At 66.8% G+C, this 23,834-nt stretch carries 22 protein-coding genes; 4 read left to right on the top strand and 18 right to left on the bottom strand.

The annotated features are described in order from the left end of the window. The first annotated feature begins 69 nt into the window (after positions 1-69). The 3 genes from JJ685_RS26485 to JJ685_RS26480 are packed head-to-tail and all read left to right on the top strand — an operon-like array spanning position 70 to position 4,087. Positions 70-1,068, top strand: a complete 999-nt coding sequence (locus JJ685_RS26485) for a glycosyltransferase family 9 protein (RefSeq protein WP_201677382.1) — start codon at positions 70-72, stop codon at positions 1,066-1,068. A gap of 2 nt (positions 1,069-1,070) precedes the next feature. Further along, positions 1,071-1,793 (top strand): class I SAM-dependent methyltransferase, encoded by a 723-nt coding sequence (locus JJ685_RS29960; protein WP_236599301.1) that lies wholly within the window; start codon positions 1,071-1,073, stop codon positions 1,791-1,793. Beyond that, entirely contained in the window at positions 1,793-4,087 is a 2,295-nt protein-coding gene (locus tag JJ685_RS26480) for a glycosyltransferase (protein ID WP_330901857.1), read from the top strand. The genes JJ685_RS29960 and JJ685_RS26480 overlap by 1 nt, the downstream gene beginning before the upstream one ends. Here JJ685_RS26480 and JJ685_RS26475 read toward each other — a convergent pair. From JJ685_RS26475 to sucC, 16 genes are all read right to left on the bottom strand, one after another. Continuing rightward, the gene (locus tag JJ685_RS26475; protein ID WP_201677380.1) at positions 4,065-5,438 is read right to left on the bottom strand and encodes a GT99 family glycosyltransferase N-terminal domain-containing protein; all 1,374 of its coding nucleotides are present in this window, start codon (positions 5,436-5,438) and stop codon (positions 4,065-4,067) included. The genes JJ685_RS26480 and JJ685_RS26475 overlap by 23 nt on opposite strands. A 5-nt stretch (positions 5,439-5,443) precedes the next feature. Next, complete coding sequence (locus tag JJ685_RS26470; protein ID WP_201677379.1) at positions 5,444-6,772, bottom strand: ABC transporter ATP-binding protein; 1,329 nt, start codon at positions 6,770-6,772, stop codon at positions 5,444-5,446. Beyond that, a complete protein-coding gene (locus JJ685_RS26465; protein WP_201677378.1) occupies positions 6,762-7,583 on the bottom strand; it encodes an ABC transporter permease in 822 nt (273 codons plus the stop codon). The genes JJ685_RS26470 and JJ685_RS26465 overlap by 11 nt, the downstream gene beginning before the upstream one ends. A gap of 13 nt (positions 7,584-7,596) precedes the next feature. After that, the gene (locus JJ685_RS26460) at positions 7,597-8,568 is read right to left on the bottom strand and encodes a glycosyltransferase family 2 protein (RefSeq protein WP_201677377.1); all 972 of its coding nucleotides are present in this window, start codon (positions 8,566-8,568) and stop codon (positions 7,597-7,599) included. Positions 8,569-8,572: 4 nt separating this feature from the next. Next, positions 8,573-9,781 carry a hypothetical protein gene (locus JJ685_RS26455; RefSeq protein ID WP_201677376.1) on the bottom strand — a complete coding sequence of 403 codons (1,209 nt, stop codon included), beginning with the start codon at positions 9,779-9,781 and terminating at the stop codon, positions 8,573-8,575. 3 nt (positions 9,782-9,784) lie between these two features. Continuing rightward, positions 9,785-10,579: a hypothetical protein gene (locus JJ685_RS26450; RefSeq protein WP_201677375.1), complete on the bottom strand. Its 795-nt coding sequence runs from the start codon at positions 10,577-10,579 to the stop codon at positions 9,785-9,787. Between the two features lie 32 nt (positions 10,580-10,611). Next, positions 10,612-11,796 carry a glycosyltransferase family 2 protein gene (locus JJ685_RS26445; RefSeq protein WP_330901856.1) on the bottom strand — a complete coding sequence of 395 codons (1,185 nt, stop codon included), beginning with the start codon at positions 11,794-11,796 and terminating at the stop codon, positions 10,612-10,614. Positions 11,797-11,935: 139 nt separating this feature from the next. Then, complete coding sequence (locus JJ685_RS26440; RefSeq protein ID WP_201677373.1) at positions 11,936-12,418, bottom strand: pilin; 483 nt, start codon at positions 12,416-12,418, stop codon at positions 11,936-11,938. Positions 12,419-12,983: 565 nt separating this feature from the next. Next, complete coding sequence (locus JJ685_RS26435; protein ID WP_201677372.1) at positions 12,984-13,184, bottom strand: ATPase, T2SS/T4P/T4SS family; 201 nt, start codon at positions 13,182-13,184, stop codon at positions 12,984-12,986. Positions 13,185-13,622: 438 nt separating this feature from the next. Beyond that, the gene (locus JJ685_RS26430) at positions 13,623-14,414 is read right to left on the bottom strand and encodes a 3',5'-cyclic-nucleotide phosphodiesterase (protein ID WP_201677371.1); all 792 of its coding nucleotides are present in this window, start codon (positions 14,412-14,414) and stop codon (positions 13,623-13,625) included. Positions 14,415-14,428: 14 nt separating this feature from the next. Continuing rightward, positions 14,429-16,672, bottom strand: a complete 2,244-nt coding sequence (locus tag JJ685_RS26425) for a CHASE2 domain-containing protein (protein ID WP_201677370.1) — start codon at positions 16,670-16,672, stop codon at positions 14,429-14,431. 28 nt (positions 16,673-16,700) lie between these two features. Beyond that, the gene (locus tag JJ685_RS26420) at positions 16,701-17,432 is read right to left on the bottom strand and encodes an FHA domain-containing protein (RefSeq protein WP_201677369.1); all 732 of its coding nucleotides are present in this window, start codon (positions 17,430-17,432) and stop codon (positions 16,701-16,703) included. A gap of 40 nt (positions 17,433-17,472) precedes the next feature. Continuing rightward, positions 17,473-18,258: a Stp1/IreP family PP2C-type Ser/Thr phosphatase gene (locus JJ685_RS26415; RefSeq protein WP_201677368.1), complete on the bottom strand. Its 786-nt coding sequence runs from the start codon at positions 18,256-18,258 to the stop codon at positions 17,473-17,475. A 10-nt stretch (positions 18,259-18,268) separates the two neighbouring features. After that, a complete protein-coding gene (locus JJ685_RS26410) occupies positions 18,269-18,511 on the bottom strand; it encodes a hypothetical protein (RefSeq protein WP_201677367.1) in 243 nt (80 codons plus the stop codon). A 261-nt stretch (positions 18,512-18,772) separates the two neighbouring features. Beyond that, a complete protein-coding gene (sucD, locus tag JJ685_RS26405) occupies positions 18,773-19,666 on the bottom strand; it encodes a succinate--CoA ligase subunit alpha (protein ID WP_201677366.1) in 894 nt (297 codons plus the stop codon). 18 nt (positions 19,667-19,684) lie between these two features. Further along, positions 19,685-20,845, bottom strand: a complete 1,161-nt coding sequence (gene sucC / locus JJ685_RS26400) for an ADP-forming succinate--CoA ligase subunit beta (RefSeq protein WP_201677365.1) — start codon at positions 20,843-20,845, stop codon at positions 19,685-19,687. 163 nt (positions 20,846-21,008) lie between these two features. Between sucC and argC the strand changes: the two genes are divergently transcribed. After that, positions 21,009-21,929 (top strand): N-acetyl-gamma-glutamyl-phosphate reductase, encoded by a 921-nt coding sequence (gene argC, locus JJ685_RS26395; RefSeq protein ID WP_201677364.1) that lies wholly within the window; start codon positions 21,009-21,011, stop codon positions 21,927-21,929. Positions 21,930-22,113: 184 nt separating this feature from the next. On the opposite strand, the gene recX is transcribed toward argC, so the two are convergent. Next, positions 22,114-22,563 (bottom strand): recombination regulator RecX, encoded by a 450-nt coding sequence (recX, locus tag JJ685_RS26390; RefSeq protein ID WP_201677363.1) that lies wholly within the window; start codon positions 22,561-22,563, stop codon positions 22,114-22,116. A gap of 92 nt (positions 22,564-22,655) precedes the next feature. Further along, on the bottom strand, positions 22,656-23,711 hold the full coding sequence (recA, locus tag JJ685_RS26385; protein WP_201677362.1) for a recombinase RecA: 1,056 nt from the start codon (positions 23,709-23,711) through the stop codon (positions 22,656-22,658). Positions 23,712-23,834 lie beyond the last annotated feature (123 nt).

The following is a 23,834-nucleotide window of genomic DNA, read 5'->3' as shown; positions in this document are numbered from 1 at the left end:
GGCCGCGCACGGCAAGTGCCGGAACGAGACCCGGGCCGGCCGGTGCCGTATAGTGCGACGGCAAAGGCGATGAAGATCCTGTTGTGGAAGATCGGTGCGCTGGGCGACATCATCATGACGACTCCCCTGGTGCGGCAACTGCGGCGCGCACTGCCGGGAGCCACCATCGACTTTCTCACGGGCCGCGGCTGCGCGTCCATCCTCCAGGGCAGCCCTCACATCGACCGGGTTCTGGGCTTCGACGCCTCCATCCTGTATAGGGGCCAAGTGGGCCGGTTGCGGGAGTTGCTGCCTCAGCTGCGCGGCTACGACTGCATCTTCACCCTGGACAAGCACTGGATCTTCCCGCTGCTCGCGCGCATGGCCGGCGCCCCGATGCGCATCGGATTCCGCCGGCGCGCGCATGAAGGTGCCTTGCTCACGCGCACGGTGCGATATGGCGCGCTGCGGCACGAGGTCGACTACTACCTCGACCTCGCGCAGGCGGCCGGCTGGCCGGTGAGGCGCGACGATGTGGCGCTGGAGGCGCCGGCCGCAGTGCAGGTCCCCTGGCAGCCCGGCGCGGTGGTGCTGGTGAACAGCGGCGGCGACAACCCCAACGAGCAGTCGCAAGTGCGACGCATGCCCGACTCGCTGTTCGGTGCACTGGTCGAGACGTGCGCAGCGCGGGCGGCCGTGGCCTTCGTCGGCTCGGCAGGCGAGGCGGCCTACTACAAGCGCTTCGCAGGCGCCGGCCGCACGAACATGTGCGGCCGCACGAACCTCGCCGAAGTCACCGCGGTGTTGCGCGACGCCAGCCGCGTGATCACCACGGACACCGGCCTGATGCACCTTGCAGGCGCCGTGAACCGCGAGGTGACCGCCGTCTTCGGACCCACGCATCCGCTGCGGAAATGCCCGCCGGGCGCGCGGTGGGTCTGGCACGACGCGCAGCGGTACGATTCCCGGTACGAGTTGTTCGGAACGGTTCCGAAGGGTGATTTCTTCATGTCGCTGACGACCGCCGATATCCTTGCGGACATGCATACCTCGCCCCTCGACGGCCGGCGCGAGCCGGCACCGCTATGACCATGCAGCGGACACTGGCGACGCGCCTGCGGCACGCCCTCGTGACGTGGCTGCGTCCCCGTGGAAAGCAGGCTTTCCTGCGCTCGCTGCCGCCGGGGGCGCGGCTGCTGGACGTCGGCTGCGGCAACAATTCGCCGCGCGACGCCAAGATGCTGCGCCCCGATCTGCACTACACCGGCCTGGACGTCGCCGACTACAACCAGCAGGACTCGATCCGCTTCGCCGACGCTTACGTCGTCGTGCCAGCGGACCGATTCGCGGAGACGGTCAGGGCGCAGGCCGGGCAGATGGACGCTGTCGTGTGCTCGCACAACCTGGAGCACTGCGATGATCCGGCTGCAGTCCTGGGCGCGATGGCGGCCGCGCTCCGCCCTGGCGGGCGGATGTTCCTCGCCTTCCCGTGCGAGCAGAGCGTGCGCTTCCCCCACCGGCGGGGATGCCTCAACTTCTTCGATGATCCGACCCACAAGACGGTCCCGTCGTGGGATGGCGTGGTCGCGACGCTGCGCGGGCAAGGGATGTCGGTCCTCTACGCCTGCAGGCGCTACCGCCCATGGCTGCTCGCCAGCATAGGACTCGTGCTGGAACCCCTGGGGGCGATGCTCCGACGCAACATGCCAGCAGGGTCGACTTGGGCACTGTACGGTTTCGAGACAATCATCTGGGCCGGAAGGCAGCAATCGTTCGCCCCGGATTCCACCCAGACAGATCCAGCGATGCAGTGATGATCCCCGTGTCGCGGCGCGGCCGCCGAGGCTGGGCCTCTTTCCTGCGATCGCGCGCGCGCTCGCGCCAGCGTGAGCCTCGTCCCATCGCGCCGCCGTCTGCGCCAGTGGACGTCATCGTGCCCGTGTACCGGGGGCTGGCGGACACCCGCCTGTGCGTGGACTCGGTGCTTGCCAGCCCGGTTCGCACGCCTTACCGCCTGGTCGTCATCAACGACGCCAGTCCGGATCCCGAAGTCACCTCCTGGCTACGCCGGCGTGCGGAGCAGGACGGCCGCATCCTGCTGCTCGAGAACGCGGAGAACCTCGGCTTCGTGGCCACCGTGAACCGGGGAATGGGGCTCGATGCGCAGAACGACGTCGTGCTCCTCAACAGCGACACCGAGGTCGCGAACGACTGGCTGGACCGCTTGCGCGACGCTGCCTACAGCGATGCACGGGTGGCCTCGGTGACGCCGCTGTCCACCAACGCCACCATCTGCAGCTACCCGCGCTTCTGCCAGGACAACCCACTGCCGCAGGGCTACACCACCGCTCGCCTGGACGCGCTCTGCGCGCGCGTCAATCGTGGCGTGGCCGTGGACGTGCCCACCGGCGTGGGCTTCTGCATGTACATCCGCCGCGATGCCCTGCTCGAGGTCGGACTGTTCGATGTCGAACACTTCGGGAAGGGCTATGGCGAGGAGAACGACTTCTGCCTGCGCGCCGACGCGGCGGGCTGGCGCAACCTGCACTTGCTAGACACCTTCGTGCTGCACACGGGCGGCGTGAGCTTCGGGGCGGGCAAGGCATCGCGCGAACATGCCGCGATGCAGGTCATGCGCCGGATGCACCCGCAGTACGAAGCGGACGTCATGAGCTTCATCCGTGACGATCCCGCCCTCGGTGCCCGGCTGGCACTGGACCTCGCCCGCATCGCGGAGTCTGGCCTGCCGGTAATCCTGGCGCTCCTCCACAACCGCTCCGGCGGCACCATGCGCCATGTCAAAGACGTCGCCAGGCTGCTTGCCGGGCGCGCCGTCATGCTCACGCTGACGCCCGCGAGCAGTCGCCGAGTTCTGCTGCGCCTGGCCGAGGACGCCGAGGGGCTGGAGCTCGCGTTCCGGCTTCCGGAGCAATGGGAAGGACTGCTCGACGTCCTGCGGCGCGTCGGCGTGCGTCACGTGCACTTCCACCATCTGCTCGGGCACCCCCAGGCGCTGCGCGACCTGCCGGACCTGCTGGGCGTCGATTACGACTTCACGGTGCACGACTTCTACAGCTATTGCACGCACATCTCGCTGACCGGGAGGGACGAGCGCTACGCGGGCGAGAGAGGGCCCGGGCAATGCGGTTGCTGCGCGCCGGAGATCTCCGGCCCCAAGGGATTCGGCACGGTGGGGCAGTGGCGTGCCGCAAACGCCCGGCTGCTCGCGGGCGCGCGCTACGTACTTGCTCCCAGCCACGACGCCGCCCTTCGCATCGCTGGCTTCGCGCCCGACGCCCGCATGGTGGTCGTTCCGCACCCGGACCTCGCTGGCGCCGGCACCCTGCCGCCAGCAGGCCCTGCGCCGCTACGCGGCGATGCCCCCCTGAAGATCGTCGTGCTGGGCGCACTCAGCCGCATGAAGGGTGCGGATGTCCTGGAGGCGACGGCGCGCGAAGCGGCGCGGCGCGGCGCCCCGCTCGAATTCCATCTTCTGGGCTACGGTTACCGTGCGTTCCATGGCTGCGCCGCCAGCCTCGTCGTCCACGGGAAATACGAGGAACGGGACCTTCCCGGCCTGCTTGCCTCGCTACGGCCGCATCTCGCGTGGTTTCCGGCGCAATGTCCCGAGACCTACAGCTACACCCTGAGTTCCGCACTGGAGGCGGGGCTGCCCGTGGTCGTGCCGGATCTCGGCGCCTTTCCCGAACGGGTGCAAGGGCGCGCCTGGAGCTGGATACGTCCCTGGGACACGCGCCCGGCGCAGTGGACTGATGAGTTCGTCGCGCTCCGGGAAAAGTACTTCCGCCCCGGCAAGCCGCCGCCGCTTTCCGAGAGCCGGGTCCTCGGTTCCGCCGGATTCCCGACGCCCTATGCTGACTGGCAATACGGCCATGAGTATCTCGCTGGTCTGCAGGCGAATCCGCAGGTGACCGCACCCTTCACGGCGACAGAACTGGTGCCGTACCTTTCGACCCACTTCATGACGGCGCGCCTGAGGGTCTTCGCCGTTCTCGACTATCTGCGGACGCATCGGCTCTTGCAAGGACTCGCCGCCAGTATTCCGGCCGCTTGGCGCCAACGCGTCAGCGACTGGCTGAGTGCCTGAGGAGAATGCGCCGGTGGACCCAGCGTAGCGGCGCGGTGACCTTCCAGGACATCGAATTGATGAAACCGTCGATCCGCTCGTCGCGCTCCTTCAGCGTCTTTTCCAGCGAGGCAACGCGCTCGTCGGCGAGCTTGGCGTGGTTGGCGACGAATACCAGCACTGCGGCCCTGGTTTCCGGGGACAGCTCGGAAAAGATCTTGTGGTCTAGGTCCTGCTGTCGCATGTATTCCTCCAGGTGCCGGATGATGATTGATTCCTCGCTGGGAGCACCCAACCGGAAACGCAGGTACTGCGGCTCGAGCTGCAGCGCGAACGGCACGAGGTACCCGAGCAGGTAGAACGCCAGGCGATCCAACTGCTCGCTCCTCTCCATCCTGGACAGCAGGAAGTCGAATGAGCAGTCACCGAATGCCTCGGCCGGTCGCCCGACAAGCACCGCTTCCAGCCCGACACTCGAATTGGTCGTCAGCACGCGCGCGGAGCGCTGGACGAAGGTGAAGCTATCCGGCGAGTCATCCAGCCTGAACGTCGGGTCGCGCAGCGCGAAAACACTGCCGGGGTGGGGCCGGACGCAGACGTCGAGCCGGCCTCCCTGGGCCTGAAGCCTGGCGGCGAGCAGGAGCCCGAGGTTGTCCATCCCGTTGCCGAAGGCCACCAGGTTGGAGTCATCCTCCACCTGCAGCACGATGCCGATATCCCATTCCGGGTCCTTCGCCTTCCGCAGCCGGGCCGCCATTCCATTTCCGAAGAAATGCAGCAGGTCGTTCCATTCGAACGGTGGACGGCGGCCGTGCCAGGCCGCATATCTCGACGCGCACTCGGTATTGCCGTTCACGCCCCGGAAGTCCACGTAGCCTGTGTCCCGGTACACCGGGGCGCGCATCGGCCCGAGTTCCACGTGGATGACAGGGATCGCCAATTCGGCGCAGACCGCCTCTAGGGAGGGCACATTGCAGGGCGTAATAACCGCCTCGAGCGCAGCCGGGGCCGCCTTCAGCAGCGAACGCAGTTCGTCTTCGTAGACAGCATCCCGCTCCGTCAGGAAGCGCCGGAACACGGCAAGCGGGTTGCCCCCTGCCGACGCCAGCCAGTGCCCGAAGCGATCGTCCAGCCAGCCGAACCGGTGTTGTGCGGGATGCGGCTCGTCCGGCAGGCGATAGTCCAGGCGGGTTGCCCACCCAGGGAGGCACTCCCAGCGGTCCTGCCAGTGGGCCACGGGCTGGGTGTACTCCCGACCGGTGATGAAATAGGCTGACTCGTCGGACCAGAGTGTGAGCAGACGGTAATACCACCAGAGGTACGGCGCGGCCGTCCCCCTGAAGGGATAGGGAGGAAGGAAGGCCGCGAGCATGGCCGCTAGGTCGGAGCCAGGACGCTGATGGGCGCATGCACGATGCCGCCCAGTTCGCGGGACGACCAGAACTGCAACGCGCAGACCGGCCGGCGCTGGTCCAGCTCCTCGCGCCGACCGCCGCTGAGCGTCGCCAGCCCGCAGTGCAGCAGGTACTCGCCACTGTTGAGCGGCAAGCTCACCTGGTACACCACTTCGGTCCAGCCCGGCTCCAGCGTGAGGGGGTGCCCGGCGGCGAGGTTGTTGTCACCCCAGACATCACCTCCCTGCGAGCGGCTGAGCGAGAGGCCCAGGATGACGGCCTCAATGCACTCGCACGCCACCAGCGTGAAGCGCAGATTCAAGGTCTCGCCCGTCTTCACGACGGGTTCGTCGTGCAACGGGGTGCCGTTGGCCTTGCTGATCTCCACCTTCGCGATGATCGCGCGCGCCGAACCGAAGCGCTTCTCCTGCACGGCCGCGCTCGCCTCGGCACGCTGGCGCGCCACCAGCATTGCGTGCGTCGGCACCGCGCCACCCTCCGGCGCACCATCCACTGCGTCCGCGCTCGCCGGCTCCTTGCGCTCCCGCGTGAGGATCATGCCCTTCTCGTAGGCCATGACTGCGGCCAGGACGTCGCTGGTATCGCCGATCAGGCGACCGGCCTGCAGAACCAGGCAGCGGTCGGCATACTCCAGGATGCTGCTGGAGGAGTGAGTCACCATGAGAATCGTCGTGCCCCTGGCGCGCAGCGCCTCCATGCGCCTGAAGCATTTGTACTGGAAGCCGATGTCCCCCACGGCCAGCGCCTCGTCGACGATCAGGATGTCGGGTTCGATGCACGCCTGGACGGCGAACGCGAGCCGTACGAACATGCCGCTGGAATAGGTCTTGACCGGTTGGTCCAGGTGCTCTCCGATGTCGGCGAACGCAGCGATCTCGTCGAAGCGCGCATCGATCTCCTTCTTCTTCAGCCCGAGGACCTGGCCATTGAGGTAGACATTCTCGCGCCCGGTGAATTCCGGGTTGAATCCCGAGCCCAGTTCCAGCAAGGCAGCGATCCGCCCGCGCGTTTTGATCTCGCCTTCGGTGGGATCGAGCGTCTCGCAGATCAACTGGAGGAGCGTGGACTTGCCGCTGCCATTTGCACCCATGATGCCGACGGTCTCGCCCTTGCGAATTTCAAACGAGATTTTGCGCAAGGCCCAGAAGTCGCGGAAGTACTGGCAGGGGACCCGGCCGGCGAGGCGATGCAAGGTGGGGAGCACGAGTTGCTTCACCCGGTCGGTCGGCCTGTTGTAAATGGAATAGGACTTGGACAGCCCCTCCACCTTGATCACGACGTCAGAGGACATTCGCGAACCCCCTGCGCGCCTTCTGGAAGCCCGCGAATCCCGCCCAGGCCAGGCCCATTCCCACCGCCAGGGTCAAGGACCACACCTGCAGGTCGGGCGCCCGGCCGAACAGCAGCACGTCGCGGCTCTGCTCGATGACGACGGCGAGCGGATTGAGGCGCAGCCAGGATCGGTACGGTTCCGGCAGTGCACTCAGCGGGAAGAACACGGCGGAGATGAATTGCATCACCGTCGCGAACATGGCCGTGAGCTGGCTGATGTCACGCAAGTACACGCCCAGGCTCGCGAGCAGCCAAGCGAGTCCCATCACGCCGAAGACCAGCGGCAGCAGCACGAGGGGCAACAGCAACGCGGTGGCCGGGATGGGACGCGCGAGCACCACTTGCGCCCCCATCAGCACGACCAGGCTGATCACCGCGTGAAAGAGGGCCGATCCCAGTGCCACCCACGGAATAATCTCCAGCGGGAAAACCACCTTCTTGACGTAGTTGGTGTTATTGACGATCAGGGCCGGCGCACGATTGATGCATTCCGCGAACACGCCGTGCACGATCAGGCCGACGAACAGGATCAGCGCGAAGTCCGCCTTGCCGCTGTCCCCGCCGCCTGGCCAGCGGGTGTTGAACACGCCCGAAAACACCAGCGTGTAGATCGCCAGCATGAACAAAGGGTTGAACAGGGACCAGGCCCAACCCAGCATGGACCCGCGGTAACGGCCCAGGACTTCGCGCTGCGTGAGCTGCACGACCAGGTGCCAGTGGCGTCCGAGGCTGGCCAACATTTCGAAAGGCGTGGCAGGGAACTTTCTCATCTCGAATCCGGGATCAACGCAACCAACGCAAGGGCGACGCCATCAGTCGCAAGACCAGGCCGGCCCGATCCCACTCGCGGTTCACGAAGCGGTCCAAAGCAACCGCGAACAGGCTGAGCCATACGATCGGCAAGTAGTGGGGCCAGAACTTGCGTGTGATCCGCAGCCGGTTAATCACCCCATAGTGCTCGGACAGCAGGGACTTGTTCCGGACGCCTCCGTGCGATCCGGTGCTGGCGCCCTCCTTGTGGCGCAGGCGGCTGCCGAGGGCCACGAGGGGACGATAGCCGTGGCGGCGCCCGCGCTCGACCCAGTCCATCTCCTCGTAATACAGGAAGTAGCTGGCGTCCATCAGGCCGACCCGGTCCAGGTACTCCGAACTGACGTACAGGGATGCGCCCACGGGGTAGTCCAGAGCCATGCTCACCGCGTCGCTGCCCGCAGGAACCTTCCTTTCATGCCAGCCCACGCCGAGCCAGCGGCTGTAGATGCCGGCCACGGCCTGGATGCGCCGCGGCTCTTCCCAGTCCAGCAAGATGGAGCCGCAGATGCCGGCGTCCGGGGTTGCGGCATGGGCGGCGAGCAAGGCATCCAGCGCCCTCGGCTGCGCCTGCACGTCGTTGTTCAACAGCCAGAACCCCCCCGGGGACCATCTCTCCCGCGCCCACCGGATCCCCGCATTGAGGCCGCCCGCGTAGCCGAGGTTGGACGGCAGGGGCAGCACGTGCACCGACAGGACAGCGCCCTCGCCGGCGGCCGACCTGATGTCCGTTCCTTGTCCCGACATCGGCCGCGACGGCAGGCGCTCGCGAAGCCACCCATGGAGTTCGGCCACGGAACCATCGGTGGACGCGTTGTCGCACACGATGACGTGCATGGGCCCGCCCTCCAGCGCAAGAAGGCTCTCCAAGCAGACGACCGTGTCGCGCCAGCCATTCCAGTTGACGATCACGACGCAGGTCGAAGTTGCGTTCACGCAGTGCATGTCGCTAGATCTCGCGCTTCCACGGCGTCCCCGAGCGGCCGCGGATGTGATCGCAGTCGACGCGTGCCTTGCCCGCGAGCAGATCCGGCACGCTGCCGACCAGCACCCGGTTGAGAGCGCGATAGTACTTGTAGTAGACCGCGCCGCTGTCGTACACGTAGGCCTTCATCTCCGCCTGCACGTAGCTGCGGACTTCGCCGTCGGACAAAGGCAGGCTGGGCCCGTCGCCGCCGGGCGGGAAAAACCGCGGGCACTGCGTCTCCAGGACCTTGAACACGGCGTCGTGGCGATGGCCTCCCCCCTTTGGCGGCGCGGCGCTCGCCGGGATGCGCTGCAGCTCGCACAGCCAGAAGCCAGCCTGCGCGAGCTGCTGCGGCGACTGCTCTCCGAGCCACATTTCACCCAGCGCCGGCGCCGCCAGGAATCGGCACGATTGCGGCTGGCGGAAGCCGAGCCGCCAGACTGCAAGCTGCTCGCCGATGACCCTGGAGACCTGCGCGTCGGGCAACCGCTCGGGCGTGAGCATCCCGGGAACGACTGGCACAAGCAGCCTCAAGGGCTGCGCGCCGCCCTTGGCCAGAAACGTCTCGGCCCGGCGGGCATCATCACCGCCAACCTCCGGCGCCGGCGAGCTATGCAGGCTCATCCATCGCGAGCCCGGGTGGAACAGGGGCGCGAGGAGCGAATACGTGATCGCGGACATCGTCACGTACGTCGCCGGTTGCGAGCGCGCATCCGCCGGAAGGTCCACGCGGACGTAGGGGGGCGCGCTCCAGCCGATCATCGTCCAGGCACGCCACGGAGCGCTTTGCTGCACGACGAACGCCTGCAGCGCCAGCATTCCCGCCACTGCGGTGATTCGCATCGCGCGGGTCGCCGGCAGCAAGCGCGCCAGGCCGACGCATACCGGGCCGACCAGCAAGAGGCCGGCGAGGAAATAGCGACCGTTGCCCGTCGTGGCAAGCCACGGCACGAAGGCGATCGCCAGCACGCCAAGCATCAGATAGACGTTGCGCGCCGGGCCCGTATCAGCGGCGTGCGCGTCGCGGCGGCGGCGCAGGACGGCGAACGCCGCCAGTACTGCCAGCAAGGCGAGTACGAACACGAAGCGCAGGTCGGGCGCCATGATCTCTACGTAGACGTTCGCGTCGGGCGCAGCCATGGCGACCGGGCGCAGCATGGCCTCGAGCCAGGTGTCGGGCTGGAAGCGCACGTCTCAGCCCGCCCAGCCCATCCAGGCACGCAACGGCACGAACCAGTTGTCGAGGAAGGGGAACACCGGGTTGCCGAAGTGGCGCCACAGGAGCCAGCCCCACTGGCCGTATCCGAGCAGAAATCCGGTGATCGCGCCCAGGCATCCCACGAACAAGGCTTCCACCCGCCCGCGCAGCTTGCGCCTGCCCAGCAACCACAGGCCGGGCATGCACACGGCCAGCGGACCGTTGCTCAGTTTCAGCGCCACGGAGAGGCCAGCGCACAAGCCCGAGAGGAGGACCAGGGCGCGTGCGCCATCGGGCTTCGTGGCGGCAGGGTGGAGGGCCAGCGCGATCGACCACAGCAGGGGGGCGGATCCCAGCAGGTCGGTCGAGGTGGAGCCGAACACGGACAGTGCCACGCCCGACATCAGCGCCAATGCGACCGCCATCGAACGCATCGTCACATCGAAGACCGTGGGGCCTGGCAGGCAAGTGCGCGCGAGCATCCACACCGGAGCGACGGCAACCAGGTGGAGAGAGGCGAGAACCGCCGCGGCCATCACGCCACCCCAGCCGCCGGTGGCCATCTTGTAGACCGGCCAGTAAAGGTAGGGCGACTGGAAGGACTGGTAGCCGGCGCCCAAGAAGTCGCGGTCGAAGCGGTGCTGCTCCGCCGTCCAGCCCAGGTAGATGTGGTGGTTGAGGGCGTCCCAACCGAGACCCAGTTGACCGAGCGAGAGAGGAATCGCGAGCAGGCCGGCCCACGCCGCGAGGCACACGAGCACGCATTCCCGTCGCAGCCATCGGTCAGGCACCGGTCGCTCCAGCCAGCGCGAATCCATTGCCTTCACGTACTCCCTTCCCGGGTGGACGCCCAGCTGAAATTCAGGGCTCCGGCGAACAGCGAGCCCGCCGCGGCCTGGGCGCCCAGGATCATCAGCGTCACGGCGGGGATGGCGACGCGCATCGTCTCGGTCGGGTCCAGGGCGCCGAAGCCCGTCGCTCCCCAGCCCCATGTCAGCCAGGCCGACCAGCCCAAACCGACCGCCATGAGCAGGAAGCCGGCGACGAGCCCGTGTTCCAGCTTCATGTAGGGTGTCCAGCGTGTCACCCACGGCTGCGGCGGCACGACCCTCGATATGATGCCGACCCACTTGGTGAGCAGCGCCAGTTGGACCAGTTGGGCACCGAGCACCGTGGCCGCCGCCATGTAAAGGAGCGAGTGGATGCCGACGGAAGCCGAAATTCCCGGCAACGCGCTCAGCGCGAATCCGCCCAGTCCGAGTGCGAAAAGGGTCAGCCCCGGATAGAGGAACAGCCAACGGGGGCAGAACAGCAGCAGGAAGCGCAGGTGCCGCCAGCCGTCGCGCCAGGTGCGCAGGTGCGGCGGCCGGTCGCGGCCGTCGGGCCGCAGCGTGGTGGGCACTTCCTCGATCCGCATACCCGCCAGCGCGGCCTTGGCGACCATCTCGCTGGCGAACTCCATCCCGGGAGAGACGAGGCCGAGGCGATTGATCGCCGCACGCGAGAAGCCGCGCAGGCCGCAATGGAAATCGCGGATCGCGGAGCGGAAGAACAGGCGCCCCACGAAGCTGAGCACCGGGTTGCCCAGGTAACGATGCAGCGCCGGCATGGCTCCTGGCGCGATGCCGCCGCGGAAACGGTTGCCCATGACGAGCTCCGCCCCACCGCGCAGCGCGTCGACGAACGCCTGCAAGGCGGAAAAGTCGTAGCTTTCGTCCGCGTCTCCCATGATTACGTAGCGGCCGCTGGCCGACGCAATGCCGGCCAGCAGGGCCGCGCCGTAGCCGCGGCGCGGGACGTGGATGACGCGGGCCCCGGCTCGGCGCGCCTGTTCCTGCGACCCGTCGGTCGACCCGTTGTCGGCGACCAGGACTTCACCGGCCAGCCCGGATTCCTCGAGGAAGCGGCGGGCGGCGTGGATGCAAGTCGCCACCGTCCGCGCCTCGTTCAGGCATGGCATGAGGATCGTTAGTTCGACCGGGGTTTGGTGGGCCAGCAGGGCGTCCACGAAGGAGGCATCGGCAGCAAGAACGTCCATGGCGCGGGGGACGATGAAGGGGAAAGCAAAAGAGCGGCCCCAGGGCCGCTCGATTCAGGTCGCGCGCCGGACCTCGGGCGAGGGCGGGCGGGCGAACCATTTCATGTCATCAGCCGCGGCAGGAACCCGGCAGGTACTTCGGATTCACGTCGGTGCCGGAGCCACCGCAGACCCACTTGCCCACCGTCGTGCCGGCCAACGGAGCCGACGTGCCATCGGCCTGGTAGGGAATCAGCGTCACGACACCGCCCGCGCTGCCGTCGACCTTGTTCGGGATGTTCCGGCTCGTGACCTTGATCGTGCCGTTGTGCGGCGCGGCGACGGTCTCGACTTTCAGCACGTACTGGGAGGACCCGGTCGCAGCCGTCTGCTCGCAGCCCCAGTTGCCGACAGTTGGCAGCGTGGTGGCCGACTGGATCACTTCCGTAATCGACGTGCGGCAGCTGGAGGCGGCCAGGATCACCTCGGACATCTTCGCACGCTTGGTGTAGTCCTGGTAGGCGGGCAGCGCGACGGCAGCCAGGATACCGATGATCGCGACCACGATCATCAGTTCGATCAGGGTAAAGCCCTTTTGGAGTTGACGCTTCATGAATCCTCCGGTTGTTTGAGAAGCACCGAGACATGTGCAATCGGTGTGCCAGAGCCGGAACGTGAGGAATTGGGCCTTTCGCCGGTATTTCAGGGATGCGACTGACGAGCCCCGTCACTCGGCGTGACAAATTCTGTCGGTTAGCGGATGCAAACCGACCGAACCTGCTTCAGGTTCGTCAGCCCCTCAGTATCTTTCCCCTGCCGTCCGTCTTCACCGTGCGCGTGCCGGCGGCGACGGCGGTGAAGATTCGGCCACGCGGGCGCGCTCCTGGACCAGGCGCTTGATCCCGTCGTGGGCGATCAGGAGTTCTTGCAGACCCATGCGGCATTTGTAGCCGGTGTCGTTGCACTTTGGGGCAGCCCACCGCCTGATACAGGCGCATTTCGCCGTTCGTGCCGGAGCTTTCGACGAAGCTTTCGAGCAGCTTCTGCGCCTCGCTCCCCGGATTCGGCTGCCACGCTTCGGTGTTTTCTTCAAGTCGAGTGCGCGTGCTCGCTGATGAAGGTGAGCAGTTCCTGGAGCGAGGAGCGCTACCCTTCCTTGCAATCGAACGGGCGCTGCATCAGGATTCCAAGCAGGGCATCCGCGAAGTTGAGCGGGTCCATGCCCATGTCCAGCAGGCGGATGATGGACTCCGCGCGGAGTTGGTGTGCTGCGTCGAGAACAGCAGGTGGCCCGCCAGCGAGGCCTCATGGCCACCGTTTCCTTGTCGCGCGACGCCCACCACGATGACGTCCGGCTCGGCGCGCAGGAAGGCCTGCATCACTATTTTCGGCCTGCGTGGTTACTCGCCACGCGAAGCGGCCGAGGCGCGGGAAGATCTGCGGCAGGCTTGGCGACCAAGCCCTCAGGACTTTTTAGCAGCGGGATCCAGCCCTGCTCGGTAAACAAACTCGGGCTTCAGTATGCCCTGCAGCGCTTCCACCCGGATGCACTGCGGAACGGGCGGCTCCGTAGGCCACGCCAAAGAACCGGTGTCCGCGCTCGGTTCCAGCATGATCTCGTCGACGTGCTCTGTCGCGTGGATGCGCGTCGACGGCCTGCAGCTGCCCGAGGAACAGCGCCTCGAAGAGGTCCCCCCCTTCTCAGTGGGCCACTGTTGGAAACGGGAGAACTCGCCGCCCCGGTCTCTCAGGAGCGCGCCCATTTGGGAGCCTCCGTACCGGGTGCTGCGGCTTTCGCCTTGGGAACGGCCCGGCGCTCACAGCTCGAATTCCTGCCCCGCCCGCAACCAGCGGATGTCGTGGCTCACATCGGGCCCGAAAGGCTGCGTCTGGTCGAACTTCTGGATCTCGGTCATGATCAGTTCGGTCTCCGCGGGCTTGGTGTGCGTGATGTAGATGGGGAAGCGCTTGCTCTTGTCGATGCAGTCCAGTTCCTCGGCCAGCGCGCTGGGCGACAGGTGGAGGCTGCGGCGCGCGAGCTCGCGCTCGCGGTTGCTGAAGGCCGTCTCGATCACCAGCGCCGCCACGTCCAGCTGGTTCAGGCGATTCCAGAAGGCCGGGTTGCGCTCGGTGTCGCCCGTGAACACCCAGCAGCCGCGGCCCGTGCCGAGCGCGTAGCCGCAGGCCGGCACCGTGTGCACGGCAGGCAGAACTTCGACGGACTTGCCGCCCAGTTCCAGCAATTGCCCGACCTGCACTTCGTGGAAGACGACGAAGGGCGACTGCGGCGAGGGAATGCGGCCGAAGTCCGGCCAGATCACGTTGTTGAACACATGGGTCTTCAGCGCCGAGATGGTGCCCGGCAGCGCGCAGATGCGGATCGGCTGCCGCATCTGCGAGGCCACCGCATCGACCATGAGCGGCAGGGCGGCGATGTGGTCCAGGTGCGAGTGCGTCAGCAGCACGTGGCGGATGCCGCGCATTTCCTCGAGGGTCAGGTCGCCCACCCCCGTGCCCGCATCGACCAGCACGTCGCTGTCGACGAGGAAAGAGGTGGTTCTGCAGTCCCTGGCGATGGCGCCGGAACAGCCCAGGACCCGCACCCGCATTCAGCGCCCCTCGGTCATTTCGTCTCGAAAGTGGTCGCGCCGTCCCACGACGGGTCGAAGGGCAGCAGCTTCATGGAGGCTACACGTTCGCTATAGAGCTCGTAAAGGTATTTTTTGGCGTGGATTCGGCGCAGATTGCGCAGTTCCAGCTCGCTTCGCTCCCACTCCTGGGCCCGGTACGCCGCCAGGAAAGTACCCCAGGCTTCCAGCTCCTCCGCAGTCCCCGCGTCCAGCGTGGCGAGCACCCCGACGGGGGTGAAGATGCCCACCGCCTGTTCCTTTCCCTTCACGCGCACCCGGTCGAGCTCCTGCCAGGCGAACTCGGGCGCCTGCCTGCGCGCGGCGTCGCTCACCACGATCGCCACGCCATAGACCTTGGACAGGCCCTCCAGCCGCGAGCCGAGGTTCACGGCGTCGCCGATCACGGTGTAGCTGCGGCGGATGTCGGAACCCATGTCGCCCACGCACATGGTGCCCGTGTTGATGCCGATGCCGACACCGATCTCGGGGATGCCCCTGGCGCGGTGGTCCTCGTTGATCTGCACCACCGACTGCTCCATGGCCAGCGCCGAGCGGACCGCGAGCTGCGCGTGCCTGGGCGTGTCGACCGGCGCGCCCCAGAAGGCCATGACGCAGTCGCCCATGTACTTGTCGATGGTGCCGCGGTTCGCGCGGATGATGTCGGTGAGGCGGCTGAAGACCTCGTTCAGGAGCTCCTGCAACTGCGTCGGCTCCATCTTCTCGGACATCTTGGTGAAGCCGCGCATGTCGCAGAACATCACCGTCAGTTCCTTGCTGGTGGCCTTCATGCTGTAGCTGTCGGGATCCTTCACCATCTCGTCGACCAGCTCCGGGGGGACGTAGGTGCCGAACAGGTTGGCGAGCTCGCGCTTGCTGCGGCTTTCCACGAAGTAGCCGTAACTCATGTTGAGCGCGAAGGCGGTGCCCGCCATCAGCAGGCCGGACGCGAGCGGCAGCACCAGTCCGTGGGCCGCGAACAGCCAGTAGTTCAGGCCCACCAGCGCCGCCACCACGCCGAAGCTGGCCAGCACGGCGACGCTTGCCGACAGGAGCGGCAGCAGCAGGGCGAGCAAGAGGCCCGCCACCAGCAGCATCACCACCTCGTAGCCGACGGCGTAGTCGGGCATCACGTGCAGCCGGCCATCGAGCAGGCCGGCGATCACGTTGGCGTGCGTCTCCACCCCGGGGTAGGTCTCGCCGACCGGCGTGACCCGCAGGTCCAGCAGGCCGGGCGCCGTGGTGCCCACCAGCACGATCTTGTCCTTCAGGTCGTCGGGCGGCAGCCGGTGCAGCAGCACGTCGGAGGCGGACACGTAGCGGAAGGAGCCGCCGGCCGGACCGCCGGGCCCGCGAAAGGGCACCAGAGTCGCGACCCGGTCGTCCACCGGGATGGGCAGCGCGCGTCGGCCCTGGCGCAGGACGAGGCTGGCCAGGCCGGGATAGTCGTGCCCCGCCAGGTGCTCGGTCGGAAACCCCGGCTCGACCGCCGGCTTGCCGACCAGCAGGCGGAACATCGCGAGCGAGAGCGCTTCGTAGTAGGCGCCGTCGTGCTCCGCCACGAGCGGAATCGAGCGGACCACGCCGTCGCCGTCGGTGAGCGGGGTGAAGTGGCCGGCCATCGGTGCAGCCCGCGCGAGGGCCTCGATGTTGGCCCCGTAGCCGCTGAAGCGAGTGAAGCGGATGGGTCGTCCCCGCAGGCTCTCGCGCGTCATTACGGGCGCGGGCAGCACGCCGCTCTTGCGCCCCTCGCCGGTGAAGTAGTAACCCAGGACCACGGGGCGCTTCTCCAGCGCCCGCGCGAACACCGCATCGTAGTCAAGGTCGGCCTGCAGCTGCTGCAGGCGCTGGCGGAAACCCGCGGCATCGCGCAGTTCGTCCTCCGCCATCTGGCGCAGGCGCTTCAGGCCGGAGCTGTCGTCCGGCTCCGCGAAGACCACGTCGAAGCCGAGGAGCGCGATCTTCTGGCGCTCGAACAGCTCGTCGACCATCTCGGCCAGGCGGTTGCGGCTCCAGGGCCAGCGTCCGGCCTCGGCCAGGCTCTTTTCATCGATGTCGATGATGACCACCCGCGGGTCGAGCGTTCCCGGCATGCTGGCGCGCAGCCGGGCGTCGTACAGGTTCGCGTCGAGCCGCTCGACGAAGGGAATGGGCAGCACGCCCACCGCGTGCAGCAGCGCGAACACCAGCGGCAGCAGGGTGATCGCGATGCGGGACCAGTGCCGGGCGAGCAGTCCCATGGATCTGCCAGGATCCGGCCCCGGCCGCTCAGCTTGCGAGCACGAATTGCATCTGGGTGCCGGCCAACTCCAGCATGTCGCCGTTCTTCAGCACGACCGGCTCGCCGCCGATCTGCGCGCCATTGAGCAGCGGCTTGCTGGAGCCTTCCACGTGGGCGACGACGAAACCGTTGGAGCGCTTGGTGATGGCCGCGACGGCCACGCCCGGCTTGCCGATGGTGGTGACCACCTTCACCAGCGGCACCTCGCGACCGGCGGCGGCGCCCGACAGCACCTTGATGCTGGCGTTCATCGAGCTCGGGTCGAAGGGCTTGTTGATCACGGCGGCGGCCGCGGCCTGCGCTGCGGTTTGCGCGGCGGACTGGGTCGGCGCGGCGGCGACCGGGGTCACCGCGGGCGCGCTGGCCGGCTTCGGCACCGGCGGCACCATGCCCGGCTTGATGATCATCGTCTTCTCGAAGGTCGCCCCGGGCACCTCGTTGATGAACTTGATCTTGTACTTGCCGATTTCGACCGTGTCGTTGTTCTGCAGCTGCTGCTTCTTGACGGCCTTGCCGTTGACGTAGGTGCCGTTGGTGCTGTTCAGGTCTTCCAGGAAGACCTCGTTGCCCGTCAGCTGCAGGACCGCGTGCTCGCCGGAAACGGCGAGGTTGTCGATCACGATGTCGTTGTAAGGCCGGCGACCCAGGGTCGTCCGGTCCTTGGTCAACTGCACTTCCTTGATGACGACACCGTCGATCGAAACGATCATTTTCGGCATGGTCGACTCCTGTTCATGTCCTGCTGTCCGTTGTCCCGCGTCATTGTCCCAGCCAGCGCGAGATCAAGCCCTTTTTTCTGGAGCCGCTGTTGGCCTGCGCCAGCAGCACCGAAATGTTGTCGCGCCCGCCGTTGGCATTCGCCGCGTCCACCAGCTGGATCGACTTCTGCTCGAGGGTGGCCTCCGTCACCATGATGCGGGCGATCGAGTCGTCGTCGAGCATGTCCGACAAACCGTCCGAGCACATCAGGTAAAGATCACCGGGTTCGACCTTGTGTTCGTTGACTTCCAGCAACACCGCGTCCTCCACGCCGAGGGCGCGCGTGACGAGGTTCTTGTTGGTGGAGGTGGCCGCCTGTTCGGGGGTGATCAGGCCGGCATCCATCTGCTCCTGCAGCAGGGAGTGGTCCTTCGTGATCTGTTCCAGCGTGCCATTGCGCAGCCGGTAGCAGCGCGAATCGCCGATGTGGCCGAGCATCAGCCGGCCGTCCTGGAACACGCCCACCACCAGCGTGGTGCCCATGCCGCTGTACTGCGGATTGGAATTGGCGGCGTTGAAGATCGAGCGATTGGCGTTGTCGACGCAGATTTCCATCGCCCGGCGCACTTCGCGTGCGTTGGCGTGGCGGCCCGCCTGGGCCAGCCAGCGACCGAGTTCGGACTTGATGAAGGTGGTGGCCATGCCGCTGGCGACTTCGCCCGCGTTGTAGCCGCCCATGCCGTCGGCCAGGATTCCGAGACGCGTCGCTTCGTCGACAGTGACCGAATCCTCGTTGTTTTCGCGCGCAAGACCTGGGTCCGTGCGGAAGCAAAACTCGTAGTTCATAGTAGGCGGGTCAAGGCGTCCGGCCGGCCTTGCCGCCGCCGGCCAGGGGCTTTTCAGCGGCCCCGGACAGGTTCATCGCGGACTTGGGGCCGGACCGCGCCTTGCGCGTGTGCCGGTCGTTCTCAACCGCATCATAGCTGGGCAGGCCTGCGCCCGACAGCGGGTTCTCAAAAGCGTTGCCTGCCCGCACCGGCGCGCCGCCTGGCTTCCCGGGGCGACCGCTGGCCGCCACGGCCGCCACGCGCTTGTCCATCGAAGGCTTGCTCACTCCTGCCCCTTGCCGGCAACGTCACCGGCGAACCTGCGGGCTCTCCGCAGGGCTGTGTTTCCCGACCTCCCCACCGGGGCAGGACTCTGCCGATGAAGTTAGCAGAGGGCCCCCTGACGGACAAGCGACTTTCTCACGACCATCATACAAATTGTTGCAACTTCCGTGGTCGAACCGGAAATGCCGCGCCGGATGCAAGAAAGGCCGGCGCCTGGGGCAGCCGGCCTCGCGCCGCGCGCGGATGTGTCAGAGCAGCGACTTCAGCAGCTTGCCCATCTCGGACGGGTTGCGGGTGATCTTGAACCCGCACTCTTCCATGATGGCCAGCTTGGCTTCCGCCGTGTCGGCGCCGCCGGAGATCAGCGCGCCGGCGTGGCCCATGCGCTTGCCGGGGGGCGCCGTGACGCCGGCGATGAAGCCGACGACCGGCTTCTTCATGTTGACCTTGCACCAGCGGGCGGCGTCGGCCTCGTCGGGGCCGCCGATCTCGCCGATCATGATCACGGCGTCGGTGTCCGGATCGTCGTTGAAGGCCTGCATCACGTCGATGTGCTTCAGGCCGTTGATCGGGTCGCCGCCGATGCCCACGGCGCTGGACTGGCCGATGCCCAGCTCGGAGAGCTGCGCCACGGCTTCATAGGTCAGGGTACCGGAGCGCGACACCACGCCGATGCGGCCCTTCTTGTGGATGTGGCCGGGCATGATGCCGATCTTGATCTCGTCGGGCGTGATCAGGCCGGGGCAGTTGGGGCCCAGCAGCAGCGTCTTCTTGCCGCCCTTGGCTTCCTTCTGCTTCATCTTGTTGCGCACTTCCAGCATGTCGCGCACCGGGATGCCCTCGGTGATGCAGATTGCCAGGTCCAGGTCGGCTTCCGCCGCTTCCCAGATCGCCGCAGCGGCGCCCGCCGGCGGCACGTAGATCACGGAAACGGTCGCGCCGGTCTGCTGCTTCGCTTCCTTGACGGAAGCAAAGATCGGGATGTCGAAGACCTTCTCGCCCGCCTTCTTGGGGTTCACGCCGGCCACGAAGCAGTTCTTGCCGTTCGCGTATTCCTGGCACTTCTCGGTGTGGAACTGGCCGGTCTTGCCCGTGATGCCCTGGGTGATGACCTTGGTGTCCTTGTTGATGAAGATCGACATGACTTGAGTTCCTTACCTTTACTTGACCGCCGCCACGACCTTCTGGGCCGCTTCCGCCATGGTGTCCGCGCTGATGATGGGCAGGCCGCTCTCGGCCAGCAGGCGCTTGCCCAGTTCCTCGTTGGTGCCCTTCATGCGCACGACCAGCGGAACGTTCAGGTTCACGGCCTTGCAGGCGGTGATCACGCCGGTGGCGATGGTGTCGCAGCGCATGATGCCGCCGAAGATGTTCACCAGGATCGCCTTGACCTTCGGGTTCTTCAGCATGATCTTGAAGGCCTCGGTGACCTTCTCGGGGGTGGCACCGCCGCCCACGTCGAGGAAGTTGGCCGGCGAGGCGCCGAACAGCTTGATGGTGTCCATGGTGGCCATGGCCAGGCCGGCGCCGTTCACCAGGCAGCCGATGTTGCCGTCCAGGGAGATGTACGCCAGGTCGAATTTGGAGGCCTCGATTTCGGCGGCGTCTTCCTCGTCCAGGTCACGCAGCGCCACGATCTCGGGGTGGCGGAACAGCGCGTTGCTGTCGAAGTTGAACTTGGCGTCGAGCGCGATCACCTTGCCCTTGCTGTCGCGGTTCAGCGGGTTGATTTCCACCAGCGACGCATCGGTGTCCATGTAGCACTTGTAGAGCTTCTGGCAGATGTCGATGAACTGCGCCTGCGAGTCGGCCGGCATGCCGATGCCGCGGGCCAGTTCCTCGCCCTGGGCCTGCGTCAGGCCGATCAGCGGGTTCACGAAAACCTTCACGATCTTCTCGGGGGTGGAGTGCGCCACTTCCTCGATGTCCATGCCGCCTTCGCTGGAGGCGATGAACGCCACGTTCTGGGTGGCGCGGTCGGTCACGACGGAGAGGTAGTACTCCTTCTGGATGTCCGCGCCGTCCTCGATGTACAGGCGACGGACCTTCTGGCCCTCGGGACCGGTCTGGTGCGTCTTGAGCTGCATGCCGAGGATCTCCCCGGCCAGGCGCTTCACGTCGTCGACGCTCTTGGCAACCTTGACGCCGCCGCCCTTGCCCCGGCCGCCGGCGTGGATCTGGGCCTTGACCACCCAGACCGGGCCGCCCAGCTTCTGGGCGGCTTCGACCGCCTCTTGGACCGTGAAGGCCGGAATGCCGCGCGGGACCGGCACGCCGAAGTTGCGCAAGATTTCCTTGCCTTGGTACTCGTGGATCTTCATGAGCTGTCTCTCGGGGAAGTGGGAAATCGGACGACCGGCGGGCGCGGAATTTCGAGGCGTGGACGGTCAGCGTGGCAAGATCGCGCGAACTGTATCATGCTGCAATGCACCAATTCCGACTTGGGACTTACAGTCACCATAACGCTTTCCTATAGGACGCCCGATGCCCAAGGTCTTCATTGACGGCGAGGCCGGAACGACCGGCCTGCAGATCCGCGAGCGGCTCGAGACGATGCCGCAGATCCAGTTGGTGAGCATCTCCCCCGACAAGCGCAAGGACCCGGCTGCCAAGCGCGAACTGATGGCGGGAGTGGACCTCGTGATCTTCTGCCTGCACGACGACGCGGCGCGCGAGTCGGCGGCGATGATCGAAGAGATCGGCCGCTCCGGCGGCCGGAAGCCGCGCATCATCGACGCGTCCACCGCGCACCGCACGGCCGATGGCTGGGTGTTCGGCTTCCCCGAGCTTTCCGCCGGCCAGCGCGAGGCGGTGGCGAAGGCAGAGCGCGTGAGCAACCCCGGCTGCTACGCCACCGGCGCGATCGCGCTGCTGCGTCCGTTGGTGGAGGCCGGCGTGCTGCCGAACGACTACCCCGTGGTGCTGCCCTCGGTGAGCGGCTATTCGGGCGGCGGCCGCACGATGATCGAGGCCTACGAATCGGGCCAGGCGCCCGCGTACGAGCTGTATGCGCTGGGGCTGAAGCACAAGCACCTGCCGGAGATCATGAAGTACACCGGGCTGCTGCGCCGGCCGATCTTCCTGCCCGCGGTTGGCAACTTCCGCCAGGGCATGCTGGTGCAGCTGCCGCTGCATCTGAACACGCTGCCCGGCAAGCCCACGCCGGGGGACCTGGAGAGCGTGCTGAAGCGCCACTACCAGGGCAGCGAATGGGTGACCGTGCAGGCGCCCACCGAGGACGGCAAGCTGGAGCCGGAAGCGCTGAACGACACCAACAAGATGGAACTGCGCGTGTTCCACAACATGGACTACGCGCACGCGGTGCTGATCGCACGGCTGGACAACCTGGGCAAGGGCGCCAGCGGGGCGGCGGTGCAGAACCTGAAGTTGATGCTCGGGATCTGAAGTTCGCGGGCCTTCGCAGCGCAGGGGAAGGTCCAGGATTTTTTTAACGCAAAGGCCGCTAAAGAAACGCAAAAGCCGCCAAAGAACATCCTCATGAGGATGTCTCTTTCGCGGCTTTTGCGTAGCCTTTGCGGCTTTTGCGTTCTACTTGCCCGCGCCCGCATGGCGCCTGTGAATCCCCCCGCTACTCGTCGTCCGGCGTATTCAGGACGCGTCGCACGACTTCTCCGCTGAACCCGCGCGCAGCCAGGAACCGCGCCTGCTTCGCCCGCTGGGACGCATCCTCCGGCTGCGCGCCGAACTTCTTTCGCCAGACTTCGCGGGCTCGTTCGAACTCGCTCGCGTTGAGGCTCGCCACGGCGATGGCCACCCGCTCCGCATCGATCCCTTTCGCCTGCAGCTCCTGCCGGATCCGCCCCACCCCCACGCGCCCGGCGCGGCGGTGGACGATCGAATCCACCACGCGCTGCTCGTCGAGGAATCCCCGCGCCTGCAGTTCGTCGAGCGCCTGCTTGACCTCGGCGGGGTCGGGCTCCTTCGCCGCGAGCTTGCGTTCCAGCTCCTGGCGCGAGTGCTCGCGGGCGGCCAGCAGCTTGAGGGCCCGGCCCTTCACCGAAAGCTGGCCGAAGGCCATGTCAGCCTCCGCCGAGCCGCCTCAAGGAGGCTGAAGCCCCCTCGGGGGGCAGCGACCCACACGCAGTGGGGGAGCGTGGGGGCACCATTTGCTTATTCCTCCGCGACGTCGGCCGGCAGCAGCGGGATGCCCAGGTGCTCGCGGACCTTGTTCTCGATCTCGCGGGCCAGCTCCGGGTTCTCGCGCAGGAACTCGCGGGCGTTGTCGCGCCCCTGGCCGATCTTCTCGCCGTTGTAGGCGTACCAGGCGCCCGACTTGTCCAGCACCTGGTTGGCGACGCCCATGTCGATGATCTCGCCCTCGCGGCTGATGCCCTCGCCGAACAGGATGTCGAATTCCGCCGTCTTGAACGGGGGCGCGACCTTGTTCTTCACGACCTTCACCTTGGTCTCGTTGCCGATCGCCTCCTCGCCCTTCTTGATCGTGCCGGTGCGGCGGATGTCCAGGCGCACGGAGGCGTAGAACTTCAGCGCGTTGCCGCCGGTGGTGGTTTCGGGGCTGCCGAACATCACGCCGATCTTCATGCGGATCTGGTTGATGAAGATGACCATGCAGTTGGTCTTCTTGATCGTGGCGGTGAGCTTGCGCAGCGCCTGGCTCATGAGGCGGGCCTGCAGGCCGGGCAGGGCATCGCCCATCTCGCCTTCGATTTCCGCCTTGGGCACCAGGGCCGCCACCGAGTCGATGATGATCAGGTCGACGGCGCCGGAGCGCACCAGGCTGTCGACGATCTCGAGGGCCTGCTCGCCGGTATCGGGCTGGGAGATCAGCAGGTCGGACACGTTGACGCCCAGCTTCTGCGCGTACTGGATGTCGAGCGCGTGTTCGGCGTCGACGAACGCGCACTGGCCGCCCTGGGCCTGCATCTCGGCCACGACCTGCAGCGTCAGCGTGGTCTTGCCGGACGATTCCGGGCCGTAGATCTCGATCACGCGGCCGCGCGGCAGGCCGCCGACGCCCAGCGCGATGTCCAGGCCGAGCGAGCCGGTGGAGACGACCTGGATGTCCTCGATGGCCTCGCCCTCGCCCAGGCGCATGATCGTGCCCTTGCCGAACTGCTTCTCGATCTGGGCCAGCGCGGCGGCCAGGGCCTTGGCCTTTTCGTTGTCGGCGGCGGCGACCTTCGAGCCTTTGACTTGGGCGTCCATCTTCGTTTTCTCCTTGGGAATCAATGGGTTGGTACGGGTTTTCCAGCTGGATTCAAGCACAGGCTGGATGCATGGCCAGTAATGTAACGGCCCAGGTCTCGGGCGGACAACGGGTTTTTTGGT

This window comes from Ramlibacter monticola (assembly GCF_016722785.1).
Lineage (GTDB): Bacteria > Pseudomonadota > Gammaproteobacteria > Burkholderiales > Burkholderiaceae_C > Ramlibacter > Ramlibacter monticola.
Note: the sequence above shows the minus strand (reverse complement) of the source record. Positions and strands in the feature narration are given on the sequence as shown.